Origin of the sequence: Streptomyces oceani (genome assembly GCF_001751245.1) — a bacterium.
Lineage (GTDB): Bacteria > Actinomycetota > Actinomycetes > Streptomycetales > Streptomycetaceae > Streptomyces > Streptomyces oceani.
In genome coordinates this window covers 72585-87814 of record NZ_LJGU01000116.1, presented here as the reverse complement: position 1 = coordinate 87814, position 15230 = coordinate 72585, and the positions used below count along the sequence as shown (strand labels likewise).

Genomic DNA, 15230 nt, shown 5'->3' with positions numbered 1-15230 from the left:
AGCCGGCCGCCGGGTCCGCCAGACGCGCCCGTGCGGCCGGGATCAGCCGCGCCGCCGCCCGTACGCACCGCCGCGACCCGGCCCCCACCACGTGTCGCCGTGCTGGCGGACCGAGCCGCGTGACGCCGTGCGCCGAACGGCGCGGCCTCACTGCCCCGTGGCCTCCACCCCGGCGGAGTCCTTGGCGCACTTCCGCTTCCGGCCGAACATCCGGAAGTCGGGGCCGAAGATTTTGCGCAGGGTGCCCGTACGGCTCAACCACAGCTGGGTGACCACCTGAAGCGCGATCCAGGTGACGATGTAGAGGACGCCCTCGATGGCGGGGACGCTGTCCACCGGGAGGGTGTACGCCATGATCACCCGGATCACCGCGTCGGCCAGCAGCCCCAGCCCCCACAGGACCGTGATGCGCTGCCACACGGACCGGAAGTCCGGGTCCTCCCGCCACAGTTGGTCGAGCACCTGCCGCTTGCCGGGGAGCAGCGCCTCCAACGCCCGGAAGACGAACGGACGAGCGAGGAGGACGGTGGACAGAATCCACAGGGCGATGAGGCCGGTCAGAACGGCGCCCCGGACGAGCACGGCGCGCGGGTCCCCGGAGATCACGGACACGGCGGAGCTGAGGATGACGATGCCGAGGACGAACACCCCGATGGTCTCGACGCGCCGGTGCCTGACCATCGTGTAGAGGGTGTGCAGCGCCGGCGGCGTGGCGCTGAGCAGCAGCGCCACGAGTTGGCTCAGGCCGGCGGCCCGGAACACGTAGAAGAGGCCGAGCGGCAGCACGAGGTCGCACAGCAGCGTCATGGCGAACTCGCCGCGGCCGGCGTTCTGCGCCGCCGGACCCCGCTGCTGAGCCGTATGGCCCAGCTGGGGCGCCGGCTGCTCCGGCTCGTCGGTGTGTCGGGTGGGTACGGACATCAGTTGCTCCTTCGCTCAGCGATCCAGCCTGAGCGGGACCAGAGTTGTACGGCTGTCGGGCGGGCCCGGGACACGCGCACGCGGTGGCCGCCGAGGCGTCGCCCCGTGGGGGCGCCGGGCGCGGGCGTGCCCGCCCCGCACGGGCTTCGTGGGCTGGGCCTGGGCCGGGGAGTACCACCATGCCGCGGTCATCCCGGCCCGCCTTCGGCCTCGTCCCTGGCCCCGTTGCCCGTGTCCTCTCCCGGTGTGCTGTTNATCCGCCTTGGCCGTAGGGCCCGGGACACGCGCACGCGGTGGCCGCCGAGGCGTCGCCCCGTGGGGGCGCCGGGCGCGGGCGTGCCCGCCCCGCACGGGCTTCGTGGGCTGGGCCTGGGCCGGGGAGTACCACCATGCCGCGGTCATCCCGGCCCGCCTTCGGCCTCGTCCCTGGCCCCGTTGCCCGTGTCCTCTCCCGGTGTGCTGTTCCCGGTCTGCGTCGTGTCGTTCGCGAGCAGGCGGCCGACCGACGTGCGGAGCGGCGCTACTTGCCGTCCTTCACGAACTCCGGCAGCACCCGGGGAGGCCAACTGCCGACCGTGAACATCCCCATCGAGTGCGCGCGGGCGACGAGTGCGGCCCGGTTGGGCACCTTCATGCGACGCAGCATCAGCCCGACGTGGTATTCCACTCCCTGTCGGCTGAGGTACAGCCGAGCCGCGAGCTGCACCGTGGAGGAGCCGCTGGCGACGCCCTCGAGGATGCGCGCGTCCAGGTGCGAGAAGATCGCCTTGTTCCGCCGCGCCGGTACGCTCTCGGTCGGCTCGACGGGGGCGTCGTCCGGGCGGAGGATCGTCACGCAGGAGAGGGCGTTGCCCATGCTCTGCACCGCGACTCCGGTCATCTCCGCGGAGAAGACCTGGTCGCCCTCGCGCAGGCCCACTACGCGTTCGACGAAGTGCGAGCGGCGACCGTCGGCGAGCCGGGCGAACTGCCGCTCGAGCAGCTGCGGGGCGCTGGGGTGCAGCAGGTCGTAGAGCTTACGACCGAAGAGATCCGCGGAGGAGCCTCCGAACTGCCGCAGGAAGGCGGCGTCCGCCGCGACTATCGTCAGGTCGGAGTCCAGACTCGCCATGCAGGACCGATGCTGGCCGGCGGGCCGACGGGGCTGAGTAACCGGCTCTTTGGTGCGTTGGAGCGTCAAGGGGAATCAGTGCCTCTCTCAGACAGCACGCACGGAAATGTCCCGATTCCGCACGTGTTCACGCCATCGCTCTCCGTAGTCCCGAGAGGGACGGCTCATGTCATTCGGCCCTCGTGCCCTTACGCGGCACCCACGGGTGCCGATCGCGAAAATCCAGCGGAAAAACGTGTCGGGATTGAGCGCGTCCCGTTCCAGTGGCTTTCCGGAAGAGCAATGCGGTGGTCGAGACGGGTTTCACCTGGGCCGAACGGCGAATTACCCGGCAACTACACATGGTCAGCGATAATGCGCAGCCCGTAAGTTCTACTCAGCTATCCCCTTACCCCCGTGCTGCAATGTGACTGCGGTTGCGGGTCAGACCGGCCGACGCCCGTACGGGAACCGTCGGCAGCACCCGCCCAGGCGGGCACACCGGCGATTGAGCGGCCCGGCTTCGCTGCCGAGGTCCGAGCGGTGGACCTCGGGGCCGGATCGCCTGACGTGAACCGAAAACGGGTGCTCGTACCGCGCGCTCCCTCACGAAGCGCAGGCGACGAGCACCGGGACTCGACAGTCGGGCAAGCAGTTGGGGGGATCGCGCCGTGCGTCATCCCGACAAATCGGAGTTCTGCGCACTGACTCATCAACCCTCCCCCTCCGGTTGCCTCCCGAACAGCCGCGATGGAAACTTGTCACATGACTGGAGTGAGAGTCAAGGCAGAGCTGTCACAGCTTGACTATAAGACCGCGTGAACTGGGAATTCCCCAGTTAAAGCAAGATGTTCATTGTCGTTGACCACCGCGGAGAGCACCTTCCAAGACAGAACGGTGATTCCGCGCCAGGATTGTCCCTGACGTTCCGCTTCCACTTGTGTACGGACTGCTCGGTCGGTCCGCGCCGTGTCCGGGTCAGCGGGCGACGGCCAGCCGCGCGGGTCCGTGTCACTCCCCTGTCGCGTCCTCCCCGGCCCGTACGAACAACCGGTCCAGCCGGTCCAGCCGCTTCAGTTGGGGAGCGTCGCGGTACCGCCGGAGGACTCCCAGCCGGCGACCGCGGAGGCCCGATAGGCGGCGTACTCGGCGGCCGGGTCACCACTCTGCGCCCACGGCATGGCGCCCACGTAGCCGTCGATGACCCGAAGCGCCTCCATGGCCTCCGCGTACCGCTCGGCGCGCACCAGGAAGCAGACCAGCAGGTGCAGTACATGGGGGCGTACCGGATGGTCGTCCTCCACCTGGTCCACCGCGAACTCGGCGGCCTCGATCGCCCTCTCGATCTCCGCGCTCTGGTACAGCCCCCGCACCACCTGCACCTCCGGCAGGTGCTCCAGCACCGCGAACAGCGGCAGCGCCGGGAGCAGCGTGCCCTCGGGCGCGTGCGCCGCGGCCGTACGGGCGAAGGCGTCCGCCTCCTCCTTGGAGCCGCTCCAGCGCGCCGACCAGTACGGCAACGCGGCCAGGTGCGCGCCCATGTGATGCGGGGCCCGGCGGCACACCTCGGACCACAAAGCCTCGAAGTCCGCCTTGCGGTAGCCGAGCGCGCGGGCGATGTGCAACTCGACCAGATGCGGGGTCGGATCGACCGAGGAGAGCTCGGCGGCGTCTCCGCACACCGTACGAGCCTCCTCCAGGATGATCCGGTGATCCGCCGAGTCCGGCTCCGCCATCGCCTGCCAGACCAGGAACTGCGCGTAGACCTGCGCCCCGCCGGGGTCGCCGGGCCGCTCCGTCCGCCAGGCCCGCAGCCAGCGCGCGTCCCGCACCGGCGCCCCCTTGGTCAGCGAGGGACCGGCACCGCTCGCCGGCCCCTTCCCGCCCCCCTCGTCCTCGCCGGCCGTCCGCTCGCGATGCGCGGCGAGCTCCATCGCCGCCGCGCCCGCGATCGACTGCACGCGCTGCCAGCGCAGCTCCCACTCGTCCCCGGTCAGCGCGAGCAGTTGGGCGACCGGCTGCCACTCCTGGTCGCGCTGGGCCTCCTCCAGCGCGTCGACCAGCCGCTCGTCCGGACCGGGCAGCCGTACGTCGAGTTCGTCGACCGGGACGAAACCGTGGCCCCCGGACGACACGGCACGGTTCAGGCCGTCGGCCGACTGCTGACGCAACCGCCGGCGGCGCAACGCGGGGGCGACCAGGACACCGAAGATGGCGGTGAGGGCGATCAGCAGGAGCAGGGCTTCCATGGGCGGTCTCTCCGAGGCAGGAAACTCGAGGGCCGGCGGCGGGACACCACCGGCCTGGCGGGCCGTACACGTTCCCACCTCAACCGTACGGCCCATTACGGTGGCGGCATGACCGATCAGAGCTTCGAAACCCTCGCCATCCACGCCGGGCAGGCGGCGGACCCCGCCACCGGCGCGGTGGTGCCGCCGATCCACCAGGTCTCCACGTACAAGCAGGACCACGTCGGCGGACTGCGCGGCGGCTACGAGTACAGCCGCTCGGCGAACCCGACGCGTACCGCCCTTGAGGAGAACCTCGCCGCGCTGGAACACGGCCGCCGCGGCCTCGCGTTCGCCTCCGGCATGGCGGCGGAGGACTGCCTGCTGCGCACGCTGCTGCGCCCGGGGGACCACGTGGTGATCCCGAACGACGCCTACGGCGGCACCTTCCGGCTCTTCTCCAGGGTCGTGGAGCGGTGGGGCGTCGAGTGGTCGGTCGCCGACACCTCCGACCCGGCCGCCGTGCGGGCCGCGCTGCGGGACCGTACGAAGGCGATCTGGGTGGAGACCCCGTCCAACCCGCTGCTGGGCATCACCGACATCGAGGCCGTCGCGGACGTGGCGCGTACGGCTGGGGCGCGGCTGGTCGTGGACAACACCTTCGCCAGCCCCTACCTACAGCAGCCCCTCGCGCTCGGCGCCGACGTGGTCGTGCACTCGACCACCAAGTACATGGGCGGCCACTCGGACGTGGTGGGTGGCGCGTTGGTGACCGGGGACGACGAACTGGGCGAGGAACTCGCCTACCACCAGAACGCGATGGGCGCGGTCGCCGGCCCGTTCGACGCCTGGCTGGTGCTGCGCGGCATCAAGACCCTGGCCGTACGGATGGACCGGCACTGCGCGAACGCCGCCCGGATCGCCGAGCTCCTCACCGGGCACCAGTCGGTCACCGAGGTCTACTACCCGGGGCTGCCCGGACACGCCGGGCACGAGACGGCCGCGAAGCAGATGCGGGCGTTCGGCGGCATGGTGTCCTTCCGGGTCACTGGAGGCGAGGAGGCGGCTGTCCGGGTCTGTGACCGGGCGCGGCTCTTCACACTGGGCGAGTCGCTGGGCGGGGTGGAGTCGCTGATCGAGCACCCGGGCCGGATGACGCACGCCTCGGCCGCCGGTTCGGCGCTCCAGGTGCCGGCGGACCTGGTCCGGCTGTCGGTGGGCATCGAGTCCGTGGACGACCTACTCACTGACCTCACGGAGGCGCTGAGCTGACGGCCCGGGCGGGCTGGTGCGTGGTGTCGGTGGCCACCGGCACGCCACCGACACCACGCAGCAGCACCGTCCGCGGCCGACGCGGTCAGGGACGACGCGTCGCGTACACCATGAAGCTGCGGTAGACCTCGGAGAGCCTGGAACGTTCCACCATCACCGAGAAGTCCCGGCTGTCCAACTCGTCGATGATCCGGTCAAGCCGCCCGCAAACGTCCTGGACCTCGACGACGACCTGTCTGGTCCGCTGCCAGTCGGCCGGATCGAGCCCCTCCATGACGTCCAGCTCGGCACCCTCCACATCGATCTTCAACAGGTCGACGGGCTCCCGCGGCGCCCAGTCACGCAAAAGCGCGGACAGCCGATTGACCTCGGCCGCGACGGCCACCTCGCGCGGCACCGCCGCCATCTCCGTGTGGCCCAGCTGCTGTTCGGTCAGGTCCTGGCCCGCGCGCTTCTGCTCCGGGTAGCGGGTCGACTCACCGGGGGTCTCGGGGTAGAAGGTGAACGGCACCTCCCGTTCGTGCTCCGCCCCCAGGGCCGTACGCGGGGTGTCCACGCCCTTGATAGCGTACGCCTCGAGGTTGGCTCGCAGCGCACGATGGATCGCGGGGATGGGCTCGACGGCCAACACCTCGGCCGCCGGAGACTGTTGCTTGGCGAAGATGGTGAACAGCCCGACGTTCGCTCCCGCGTCGACGATGCGGGCGCAGTCGGTGAGCTGGATGCCGTAGCGCACGTAGCGGCAGTCCTCGAAGATCTCGTTGTAGCTGAAGCCGAGTTCGGCGCTCTGTCTGGACGTGGGCTGCGGCACGAAGAACGAAACACCATCCGCGATCTGTACGGACGAGCTGATCTCACTCATGCGTTCTTCCCCTGCGTGCGTGTCCGACTGCGCTACGTGTGCGTCCAGCGGGCCGTCCGCGCCCGCATTGATCAGGGTGCACCACGGAGATTGAGCATTCCCCTCAAATTTCAACCAAGTTACAACTGGCGGCCACTCACACGCGTGACAGTCGCCATCCCGGCCGACCCCTCACAACCGGGACACCCCGCACAACCGGCCAACGGAGATCACCAACCGTAGATGTCCGGAGTGGTCTCCGTGGGCGGCACCTGCCACGGTTCCACCAGCGCGGCCCAGACGGCGAAGCTGACAGCCGCCGCCAACACGAGCGTCCAGCACACCATCCGCAGCTGCCGCTGCCGGCGCAGTCGGCGGCCACCCCGTTCGACGGCCCGGTCCGCCAGGTCCGCCGGCAGCGGCCCCAGGCCGGCGTCCAGCATCCGGCGCACCTCTTCCTCCCTGCGGTCCCGGCTCACCGCGCGCCCTCCAAGCGCCTTCCCGCCGCCACGGCTGGCCGGCTGCGCATCGTCGCCACCGCGTGGCTGTACAGGGTCTCCACGCGCTCCCCGGTGAGCCCCAGCACCGCGGCGACCTGCTCCACGGCCACGCCCTCGTACGACCGCAGCACCAACACCAACCGCTCCTGCGGCGGCAACCGGCCGAGCAGCCCGCCACGCGGGCGGCGGAAACGCCACACGTGGCGGGCGATGTGCTCCGCCAGCTCCCGGCGGGTGTGGTCGTACGGGTCCTCGCCACGCATCCGGTCCCAGCGCGCGTACGTCCGGGAGAGCGCAGTCACGAGCACGTCCTCCGCGGCCGGGGCGTGCCCGGGGTGCTCGGCGGTGAGCAGTGTCGCGACGTGCAGGAGCCGCCCGCCGGCTCCGGCGACGAACGCCTCGAAGTCCCGGGGGTGGCGGGGGTGCCGTTCGATCTGTCGCTCTCGCACGGTACATGCCTCCTCGTCCCATGGGACGTCAGGCGGGGTGATCGACTCAAGAGGCGGTCCGGGCGATCCGGCGGCCAGCGCACCCAGCCGCCCGCTCAGCCGCTGGTCTGCGCGTCGTGCAGCGCGATGTTGAAGCGGGTGAGCAGAGCACAGAAGACACCGCGCTCCTCCTCACTCCACTCCTCCGTCAGCAGTTCCATCAGCTCTCGACGGGAGGAGCGCACCTCGTCCAGCCGCACCTTGCCCCGCGGGGAGAGCTGGAGGACCACCGCACGGCCGTCCTCGGGATGTGTGGACCGGGTGACCAGTCCGGATTCCACCAACGGTGCGACCTGCCGGGTGACCGTGGAGGAGTCGATGCCCATGCCGGCGGCCAGTCCCTTGACTCCCATCGGACCCTCCTGGTCCAGCCGGGTCAGCAGCAGGTACGCCGCGCGGTCCATGGAGTTGCGGGCCAGCCCGACACCGCCGAGCCGGGTCTGCTCGGCACGTCGCGCGAAGACGGCGACCTGGTGCTGCAATGCCTCGAGGAGAGGGGGTTCGTCCTGCGACCCGCCGGCGGACGGGAGTTCGGTGTGATGTGTCGTCAGGTCCGGGTGCGTGGGCATGACCGGGATGCTCGCTTCTTTGGGAAGGTCCAGATTCGTTCGACCGAAGTGTGCGCCACAGGGTACGCGTCCCGGACGCCGGTGCGTACCTGCTTGCGAGAACCGGGCATCCGCACCGAACGCGGGACGCGGCCGGGGCGGAGCCGGGCGGGCGGCACGGCGCGGCGTGGACGCGCGGGGCGCCGTACCGTACGGGAGACTGGCCGCATGGTCGACAGCCCGCACCCCGGCTACGCCACCGTGTCCCGGGCCGTGTCCCGGGCCGTGTCGCTGGCGGACGTACGCGCCGCGCGCGCGACGCTTTCCGGGGTGACCAGGACGACCACGCTGCGCGGCAGCAGTCACCTGACCGCGCTGCTCGGCACCCCGGTCCACCTCAAGTGCGAGAACCTGCAGCGCACCGGCTCGTTCAAGCTGCGCGGCGGCTATCTGCGGATCGCGCGGCTGTCCGCCGAGGAGCGGGCCCGGGGCGTGGTAACCGCCAGCGCCGGCAACCACGCGCAGGGCGTGGCGCTCGCCGCCGCGCTCCTCGGGGTGCGCTCCACCGTCTACATGCCGGAAGCCGCGCCGCTGCCCAAGGTGGCGGCGACCCGGGAGTACGGCGCCCGCGTGCGGTTGCGGGGCGAGAGCGTCGACGAGTCGCTGGCGGCGGCACGGGAACACGCGCGGGAGACCGGCGCGGTGCTGGTCCATCCCTTCGACCATCCCGACGTGGTGGCCGGGCAGGGCACCGTCGGGCTAGAGATCCTGGAACAGTGTCCGCAGGTGCGCACGATCGTCGTCGGCCTGGGAGGTGGCGGCCTGGCGGCCGGCGTGGCGGTGGCCGTCCGCGAGTTGCGGCCGGACGTGCGCGTCGTGGGGGTACAGGCCGAGGGCGCGGCGGCGTACCCGCCGTCGCTGTTGGCGGGCGCGCCGGTGACGCTGGAGCGGGCGTCGACGATGGCGGACGGAATCAAGGTGGGCAGGCCGGGGGAGGTGCCGTTCGGGATCGTACGGGAGTTGGTGGAGGAGATTCGTACGGTCTCCGAGGATGCCTTGTCCAGCGCCCTGCTGTTGTGCCTGGAGCGGGCCAAGCTGGTCGTCGAGCCGGCCGGGGCGAGCCCGGTGGCCGCGCTGCTGGCGGAACCGGAGCACTTCGAGGGCCCGGTGGTGGCGGTACTGTCCGGGGGAAACGTCGATCCGCTGGTGCTGGAGCGGACCCTGCGGCACGGGATGGCGGCGGCCGGTCGGTACCTCTCGCTGCGGCTGCGCCTGACGGACCGACCGGGAGCTCTGGCGGCGCTGTTGGAACGGTTGTCGACGGTGGACGCCAACGTGCTGGACGTACGACACGTGCGTACGGACCCGCGGCTCGGAGTCGACGAGGTCGAGGTGGAACTCCACCTGGAGACGAAGGGTCCGCGGCACTGCCGGGAGGTCGCGGAGACACTGCGGCGGGCGGGGTACGGCGGCTTGGACTGACCCGCTCGGGCAGCCGGCTGGACGAGCGGGCCGGCCGAGCGGACGGGGAAGGCGGACGGACAGGCCGGCTGTGTTCGCGATATGACGCGTTGGCCTCTCGACGGGCGGATGCGCGGCGACACGAGGTGGGACGCCCCATGTCCGAGCGCGGACGGTGGACGAACGGCGCGTGGCCGGGCATACGGGCAGAAGAGAAAATCACTTGACGCGATATATCGCGTCCGCCATAGTGAGTATCGTGGGTTGTCACTCTCCGTGCTCGCGATCCGAGCATCGGTCATCCGCGCGCTGGGGCGAGCCCACCCCTAGACCAGGCATACCGTGCATTTCCAGATTGCTCTACATTCATCACACCACTCTGTCGACAGGAGCCCACATGCCAGGCGCCATTTACGCCGAGGGGTTGGTCAAGACCTTCGGCACGGTGAGGGCGCTGGACGGCGTCGATCTCGATGTCCCCGAGGGCACGGTCCTCGGGCTTCTCGGGCCGAACGGCGCCGGCAAGACCACAGCCGTCCGGGTGCTCACCACCCTGCTCCAGCCGGACAGCGGATCAGCCGTCGTCGCCGGGATCGACGTCCTCAGACACCCCAACGAGGTGCGTCGTTCCATCGGCCTGTCCGGCCAGTTCGCCGCCGTTGACGAATACCTCACCGGCCGCGAGAACCTCCAGATGGTCGGGCAGCTCTACCAGCTCTCCGCCCGCGACGCGAAGGCCCGTGCCCGGACCCTCCTGGATCGCTTCCACCTCAGCGACGCCGGCGACCGTACCGCCAGGACGTACTCCGGTGGCATGCGCCGACGACTCGACCTGGCGGCGGCGCTGGTGGTCAGCCCTCCGGTGATGTTCATGGACGAGCCCACCACCGGGCTCGATCCGCGCAACCGACAGGAACTGTGGGGCGTCATCGAGGACCTGGTCTCCGGCGGCACCACACTCCTGCTCACCACCCAGTACCTCGAGGAGGCGGACCGACTCGCGCACGACATCGCGGTCGTCGATCACGGCACCGTCATCGCACGTGGCACCTCGGACCAGCTCAAGGCCCAGACCGGCGGCGAGCGGGTGGAGGTCGTGCTGCACGACCGGGAACAGATCAGCACCGCGCGGGAGCTGCTGCGGCAGTTCGGCAGGGGCGAGGCACAGGTCGAACAGCACACTCGCAAGATCACGATTCCGGTGACCGGAGGTGCGAAACTCCTCGCCGAGATCATTCGGGAGCTGGACTCCCGTGGCCTGGAGATCGATGACATCGGCTTGCGCCGACCCACCCTCGACGACGTCTTCCTCTCGCTGACCGGCCACGCGGCCGAGGGGGCGGATGGCGACCGACCCGCCGGAGCGAGCGCGACCAGCACGGGTGAGGGCGACGAGGGCGCGGAGGGCGACGACGAGAAGGAGCCTGTCAAGTGACGGTCACAGAGAAACCAGCCGAGCCGATCGCTCCCCGAGCCCGCGGTGGCTTCCGGCAGTCGTTCTCCGACTCCCTGGTCATGGGGAAGCGCAACCTCATCCGGATGCTCCGCATCCCCGAGGTGGTCATCTTCGGGCTAATCCAACCCATCATGTTCGTGGTGCTGTTCAGCTATGTCTTCGGGGGTTCCATCAACATCCCCGGCGCGGGCCTGGACGCCGCCACCTACCGGGAGTTCCTGATGGGCGGGATCTTCGCGCAGACCGTCACCTTCGCCACCGCCGGTGCCAGCGCGGGCATCGCGGACGACAACCTCAAGGGGCTGGTGGATCGCTTCCGCTCGCTGCCGATGGCACGGGGCGCGGTGCTGACCGGACGCACCTTCGCGGACATGGTGCAGACCGCGCTGACCCTCGTGGTGCTGGCGATCGTCGCGCTGCTGGTCGGCTGGCGCACACACGAGAACTTCCTCAAGGTGCTCGCCGGTTTCGCCCTGCTGCTCTTCCTCGGATACGCCTTCACCTGGATCGGCGCGCTCATCGGCCTGTCCGTGCGGACTCCGGAGGCGGCTACCTCCGGCGGTCTGGTCTGGCTGTTTCCGCTGACGTTCATCTCGACCGCCTTCGTGCCCTCCCAGAACATGCCCGCGGTGCTCCAGCACATCGCGGAGTGGAATCCGTTCAGCGCGACCGTGCAGGCGGCCAGAGAGCTGTTCGGCAACATCCCACCCGGCTATCCGGTGCCGGACGCATGGCCCATGCAGCACCCTGTGCTGGCCTCGGTGCTCTGGTCGATCGTGATCATCGCGGTGTTCCGAACCCTCGCCGTACGCAAGTACAAGTCCGCGACCGCCTGATGCCCGGGGACGTCCTGATCCGCGACACCCGTGCGACGCGACACGAGTCCACACGCCGGCGGGTCCGCGGGGCAGGCGCTGCCCCGTGTACGTGTGCGGGGCCGGGGCCACCTGCCCCGACCCCGCACAGCACGGCGGGTCAGTTCTTGTAGGGCTTGGCTTCCATGATCCGCACCGAAGCCATCTTGCCGTTCGGCAGTTCGTACTCCGCGTCCATCCCGACCTTCTTGCCGTTCACTCCGGTCCCCAGGGGGGACTGCGGAGAGTACGTCTCGATGTCGGAACTCGCGTACTCCCGCGAGGCCAGTAGGAAGGTCAAGGAGTCGTCCTCGTCCCCGTCGAAGGCGACCGTCACCACCATGCCTGGTTCGACCACACCGTCATCAGCTGGAGACTCACCGACCTTGGCGGTCTCAAGCAGCTGTTGCAGCTGTCGTACTCGCAGCTCCTGCTTGCCCTGCTCTTCCTTGGCCGCGTGGTACCCGCCGTTCTCCCGGAGGTCGCCCTCCTCCCGAGCCGCCTCGATCTTCTTGGCGATCTCGGTGCGTGCAGGACCCGACAGGTGCTCCAGCTCGGCCTTGAGCTGGTCATACGCCTCCTGGGTGAGCCAGGTGACGTTGTCGCTGGTCTGGGTCACAGGTCGCTCCTCGTCGGTGCTGGGATACAAAAGCAACGCCCTACCCAACAGGCTGCGCCTCGGTGGGTGGGCGGAAACTACGAGCCTAACAATTACGACAGAAAAGGGAAGGCGGGCGAACACAGCGTCGCACTCCGCGCACGCCACGTAGCAACCAGCTCAGTTGGCCGTCGCGCAACTCACCAGCTCGACGTTCACCGCGGGCCCCGTCGTACGCATCGAGATCACCCTATCGATCCGCTCCCGACCGTTGTCCAGCCGGACGTCCTTCCGAGCGACCTCAGCGTCATCCTCGGCCATCGCCCGCAACGTGCACACGCCCTCCACGTCCGCGTCCTTGCGCACCTCGAGGTGGGCTTCGACACGTTCCTCGGAGACCACCTGGAACTTGATCAGTTCGCCGCTGACATCCGTGCCCGAGACATAGGAGAATCCGAACCAACCAACCATCGCCAGCAGTCCGGCGCCCAGCACGAGGCCGAGGGTCTTCAACCTGCGATCCGTACGCGCGTCGGCGGAGCGACCGTACCGACCCTCGGGCGGGCTCTGCTGCACGGGATACATGTCCTGTTCTGTCGGCGGTGGAGGGGAATAAGACCGGGGTCCCGTCCGGTCACTATAGAAGCCGTCTGAAGTGACGAGATGACGAGGATCGAGTCTTGACTGAACAGCTGCGACTGATGGCCGTGCACGCGCACCCCGACGACGAGTCGAGCAAGGGTGCCGCGACCATGGCGAAGTACGTGTCCGAGGGGGTGGACGTGCTGGTCGCGACCTGCACGGGAGGCGAGCGCGGCTCCATCCTCAACCCCAAGCTCCAGGGCGACGCCTATGTCGAGGAGCACATCCACGAGGTCCGCAAGAAGGAGATGGACGAGGCCCGCGAGATTCTGGGCGTCAAGCAGGCATGGCTCGGCTTCGTCGACTCCGGGCTGCCCGAGGGAGACCCGCTGCCGCCACTGCCCGAGGGCTGCTTCGCGCTGCGCGAGGTGGCGGAGGCGGCGGAGCCACTGGTGCGACTGATCCGCGAGTTCAAGCCGCAGGTCATCACGACCTACGACGAGAACGGCGGCTATCCGCACCCGGACCACATCATGACCTACAAGATCTCCGCCCTCGCCTTCGACGCCGCCGGAGACCCCGAGCAGTACAAGGACTCCGGGCCTGCCTGGCAGCCGCAGAAGCTCTACTACAACCAGGGCTTCAACCGGCCGCGCACGCAGGCCCTCCACGAGGGCCTGCTGGCACGCGGCATGGACTCGCCATACGGCGAGTGGCTGGAGCGCTGGAAGGAGATACAACGCGAAGACCGCACGCTCACGACGCATGTGCCCTGCGCGGAGTTCTTCGAGATCCGGGACAAGGCGCTGATCGCGCACGCCACCCAGATCGATCCGGACGGAGGCTGGTTCCGGGTGCCGCTCGAGGTGCAGAAGGAGATCTGGCCCACCGAGGAGTACGAGCTGGCGAAGTCGCTCGTCGACACTTCGATCCCCGAGGACGACCTCTTCGCGGGCATCCGCGAGAATTGACGTATGAGCGTGACAGACAGCACCGTCCAGCTCCTCCCGTTGGCGAAGGAACTGGACGAGTCCAAGGTGACGCCGGGCGTGCTCGGCTTTCTCGTCTTCGCCGTGCTCGGCCTGGCGGTGTGGATGCTGATGAAGTCGATGACCAAGGAGATGGGCAAGGTCAACTTCACCGAGGCACCGAAGCCGGGTGCCGCGACCGCCTCAGGTCCGTCCGGGGTCGCGCGGTCCGACACCTCGCCGGCGGATTCCGACTCCGGTTCCGACGCCCGCTAGGTGTACTGATCACCTGCGGCGTATGCCGGGGCGGTTCCCCGCCCGAGCGGGGCGCCGCCTGAGCGGCCCGGCACACCAGCGATCCCTGGTGTGCCGGGACGGCGCGACATGCCCGTACGAGCCGAGGCGCGCGGGTCAGGGGCGGACGCGGCTGGTGCTGCCCTGGAGCGCCCGAGCAGCCGCCACGTCTATGCGCGCCGGGGCGCGTACGGCCCGGGCGCGCCCACATGCCCGGGCAGCCCCCGACCCCCACGGCCCTCCTCGACGTGCCCCCTTCACGCGCCCTCCGGGGAATTCCCCGCCGACGTCATTCGTTTCACGGGTGTCGGGCGCCGGGTCGTCGTCCGGTCGCCCCTGCCCGTAGTCGTCCCGCCCGTTCGTGTCCGAAGGTGCTCGTGCCCGTAGCCGCCTTGTCTGCCTGGAGCCCCGATGCTGTTCAGCCGCCGCCAGAGTGAACTCCCCACCGCCGAGGAGGCCCTGCCCGGACGTCCGGAGCGGCCGTACGCCGTACCGGAGCGGCACACCGTCCTGGGGAACGCGCTACTCGGCCCGTACCCGGACGGCCTGGAGACCGCCGACTTCGGGCTGGGCTGCTTCTGGGGTGCCGAGCGTGCCTTCTGGCGTGCCGAGGGCGTGTGGACCACGCTCGTCGGCTACCAGGGCGGACACACCGAACACCCCACCTACGAGGAGGTCTGCTCCGGCCGTACCGGCCACACCGAGGCGGTGCGCGTGGTATTCGACCCGGCCCGGGTGTCGTACGCCACGCTGTTGAAGCTGTTCTGGGAGACCCACGACCCCACCCAGGGCTTCCGTCAGGGGAACGACCTCGGCACCCAGTACCGTTCGGCGATCTACACCCACTCCCCGGCCCAGCAGTCCGCCGCCGAAAGCTCCCGGGACGCCTACCAGCAGGTGCTCACCGGTTCGGGGCACGGTCAGATCACCACCGAGATCCTGACCGCCGCCGACCGTCCGTTCTACCCCGCCGAGGACTACCACCAGCAGTATCTGGACAAGAACCCAGCCGGTTACTGCGGCATCGGCGGCACGGGCGTCAGCTGCCCCGTCGGGGTGACCGCCGCACAGGACTGAGTCGCGACCGTGAGCCACGGCCGAGCGGGGCGTCCGGCCAGGCTTGAGCGGC

At 69.9% G+C, this 15230-nt stretch carries 16 protein-coding genes; 7 read left to right on the top strand and 9 right to left on the bottom strand.

Annotation, left to right across the window (positions count from 1 at the left end):
- Positions 1-147: 147 nt before the first annotated feature.
- The 3 genes from AN216_RS10555 to AN216_RS10545 all read right to left on the bottom strand — a co-directional run bounded on the left by AN216_RS10555 (position 148) and on the right by AN216_RS10545 (position 4260).
- Positions 148-921, bottom strand: coding sequence for a VC0807 family protein (locus AN216_RS10555; protein ID WP_107401955.1), 774 nt, complete (start codon positions 919-921; stop codon positions 148-150).
- Positions 922-1441: 520 nt separating this feature from the next.
- Positions 1442-2032 (bottom strand): helix-turn-helix transcriptional regulator, encoded by a 591-nt coding sequence (locus AN216_RS10550; protein ID WP_070196387.1) that lies wholly within the window; start codon positions 2030-2032, stop codon positions 1442-1444.
- Between the two features lie 1052 nt (positions 2033-3084).
- On the bottom strand, positions 3085-4260 hold the full coding sequence (locus AN216_RS10545) for a hypothetical protein (RefSeq protein WP_070196386.1): 1176 nt from the start codon (positions 4258-4260) through the stop codon (positions 3085-3087).
- Positions 4261-4368: 108 nt separating this feature from the next.
- On the opposite strand from AN216_RS10545, the gene AN216_RS10540 reads away from it, so the two are divergent.
- Positions 4369-5511 (top strand): cystathionine gamma-synthase, encoded by a 1143-nt coding sequence (locus AN216_RS10540; protein ID WP_070196385.1) that lies wholly within the window; start codon positions 4369-4371, stop codon positions 5509-5511.
- 85 nt (positions 5512-5596) lie between these two features.
- Here the strand turns inward: AN216_RS10540 and AN216_RS10535 are convergent, their stop codons facing one another.
- The 4 genes from AN216_RS10535 to AN216_RS10520 all read right to left on the bottom strand — a co-directional run bounded on the left by AN216_RS10535 (position 5597) and on the right by AN216_RS10520 (position 7909).
- A complete protein-coding gene (locus AN216_RS10535) occupies positions 5597-6373 on the bottom strand; it encodes an FkbM family methyltransferase (RefSeq protein ID WP_070196384.1) in 777 nt (258 codons plus the stop codon).
- A 209-nt stretch (positions 6374-6582) separates the two neighbouring features.
- On the bottom strand, positions 6583-6831 hold the full coding sequence (locus AN216_RS28105) for a hypothetical protein (protein ID WP_070196383.1): 249 nt from the start codon (positions 6829-6831) through the stop codon (positions 6583-6585).
- Entirely contained in the window at positions 6828-7301 is a 474-nt protein-coding gene (locus tag AN216_RS10525) for a sigma factor-like helix-turn-helix DNA-binding protein (RefSeq protein WP_070196382.1), read from the bottom strand. Before AN216_RS10525 ends, AN216_RS28105 begins: the two co-directional genes overlap by 4 nt.
- 95 nt (positions 7302-7396) lie before the next feature.
- Positions 7397-7909, bottom strand: coding sequence for a MarR family winged helix-turn-helix transcriptional regulator (locus AN216_RS10520; RefSeq protein WP_070196381.1), 513 nt, complete (start codon positions 7907-7909; stop codon positions 7397-7399).
- Positions 7910-8116: 207 nt separating this feature from the next.
- On the opposite strand from AN216_RS10520, the gene ilvA reads away from it, so the two are divergent.
- The 3 genes from ilvA (at position 8117) to AN216_RS10505 (ending at position 11641) form a co-directional block, all read left to right on the top strand.
- Entirely contained in the window at positions 8117-9370 is a 1254-nt protein-coding gene (gene ilvA / locus AN216_RS10515; protein WP_070196380.1) for a threonine ammonia-lyase, read from the top strand.
- A gap of 376 nt (positions 9371-9746) precedes the next feature.
- A complete protein-coding gene (locus AN216_RS10510) occupies positions 9747-10784 on the top strand; it encodes an ATP-binding cassette domain-containing protein (RefSeq protein ID WP_070196379.1) in 1038 nt (345 codons plus the stop codon).
- Entirely contained in the window at positions 10781-11641 is an 861-nt protein-coding gene (locus AN216_RS10505) for an ABC transporter permease (RefSeq protein ID WP_070196378.1), read from the top strand. The genes AN216_RS10510 and AN216_RS10505 overlap by 4 nt, the downstream gene beginning before the upstream one ends.
- 139 nt (positions 11642-11780) lie before the next feature.
- Here the strand turns inward: AN216_RS10505 and greA are convergent, their stop codons facing one another.
- Together greA and AN216_RS10495 are read right to left on the bottom strand one after the other, a co-directional pair.
- Positions 11781-12278, bottom strand: a complete 498-nt coding sequence (greA, locus tag AN216_RS10500) for a transcription elongation factor GreA (RefSeq protein ID WP_070196377.1) — start codon at positions 12276-12278, stop codon at positions 11781-11783.
- A gap of 159 nt (positions 12279-12437) precedes the next feature.
- Entirely contained in the window at positions 12438-12842 is a 405-nt protein-coding gene (locus AN216_RS10495) for a DUF4307 domain-containing protein (RefSeq protein ID WP_070196376.1), read from the bottom strand.
- A 95-nt stretch (positions 12843-12937) separates the two neighbouring features.
- Here AN216_RS10495 and mca point away from each other — a divergent pair, with 95 nt between their 5' ends.
- The 3 genes from mca (at position 12938) to msrA (ending at position 15178) form a co-directional block, all read left to right on the top strand.
- Positions 12938-13810: a mycothiol conjugate amidase Mca gene (gene mca, locus AN216_RS10490; protein ID WP_070196375.1), complete on the top strand. Its 873-nt coding sequence runs from the start codon at positions 12938-12940 to the stop codon at positions 13808-13810.
- Positions 13811-13813: 3 nt separating this feature from the next.
- Entirely contained in the window at positions 13814-14083 is a 270-nt protein-coding gene (locus tag AN216_RS10485) for a hypothetical protein (protein WP_070196374.1), read from the top strand.
- A gap of 429 nt (positions 14084-14512) precedes the next feature.
- Positions 14513-15178, top strand: a complete 666-nt coding sequence (gene msrA, locus AN216_RS10480) for a peptide-methionine (S)-S-oxide reductase MsrA (protein WP_070196373.1) — start codon at positions 14513-14515, stop codon at positions 15176-15178.
- Positions 15179-15230: the final 52 nt, after the last annotated feature.

Bases quoted from the DNA above. Each gene is read 5' to 3' on its own strand.
- AN216_RS10555 (WP_107401955.1), bottom strand. From the start codon at position 921: ATGTCCGTACCCACCCGACACACCGACGAGCCGGAGCAGCCGGCGCCC.
- AN216_RS10550 (WP_070196387.1), bottom strand. From the start codon at position 2,032: ATGGCGAGTCTGGACTCCGACCTGACGATAGTCGCGGCGGACGCCGCC.
- AN216_RS10545 (WP_070196386.1), bottom strand. From the start codon at position 4,260: ATGGAAGCCCTGCTCCTGCTGATCGCCCTCACCGCCATCTTCGGTGTC.
- AN216_RS10540 (WP_070196385.1), top strand. From the start codon at position 4,369: ATGACCGATCAGAGCTTCGAAACCCTCGCCATCCACGCCGGGCAGGCG.
- AN216_RS10535 (WP_070196384.1), bottom strand. From the start codon at position 6,373: ATGAGTGAGATCAGCTCGTCCGTACAGATCGCGGATGGTGTTTCGTTC.
- AN216_RS10520 (WP_070196381.1), bottom strand. From the start codon at position 7,909: ATGCCCACGCACCCGGACCTGACGACACATCACACCGAACTCCCGTCC.
- ilvA (WP_070196380.1), top strand. From the start codon at position 8,117: ATGGTCGACAGCCCGCACCCCGGCTACGCCACCGTGTCCCGGGCCGTG.
- AN216_RS10510 (WP_070196379.1), top strand. From the start codon at position 9,747: ATGCCAGGCGCCATTTACGCCGAGGGGTTGGTCAAGACCTTCGGCACG.
- AN216_RS10495 (WP_070196376.1), bottom strand. From the start codon at position 12,842: ATGTATCCCGTGCAGCAGAGCCCGCCCGAGGGTCGGTACGGTCGCTCC.
- AN216_RS10485 (WP_070196374.1), top strand. From the start codon at position 13,814: ATGAGCGTGACAGACAGCACCGTCCAGCTCCTCCCGTTGGCGAAGGAA.
- msrA (WP_070196373.1), top strand. From the start codon at position 14,513: ATGCTGTTCAGCCGCCGCCAGAGTGAACTCCCCACCGCCGAGGAGGCC.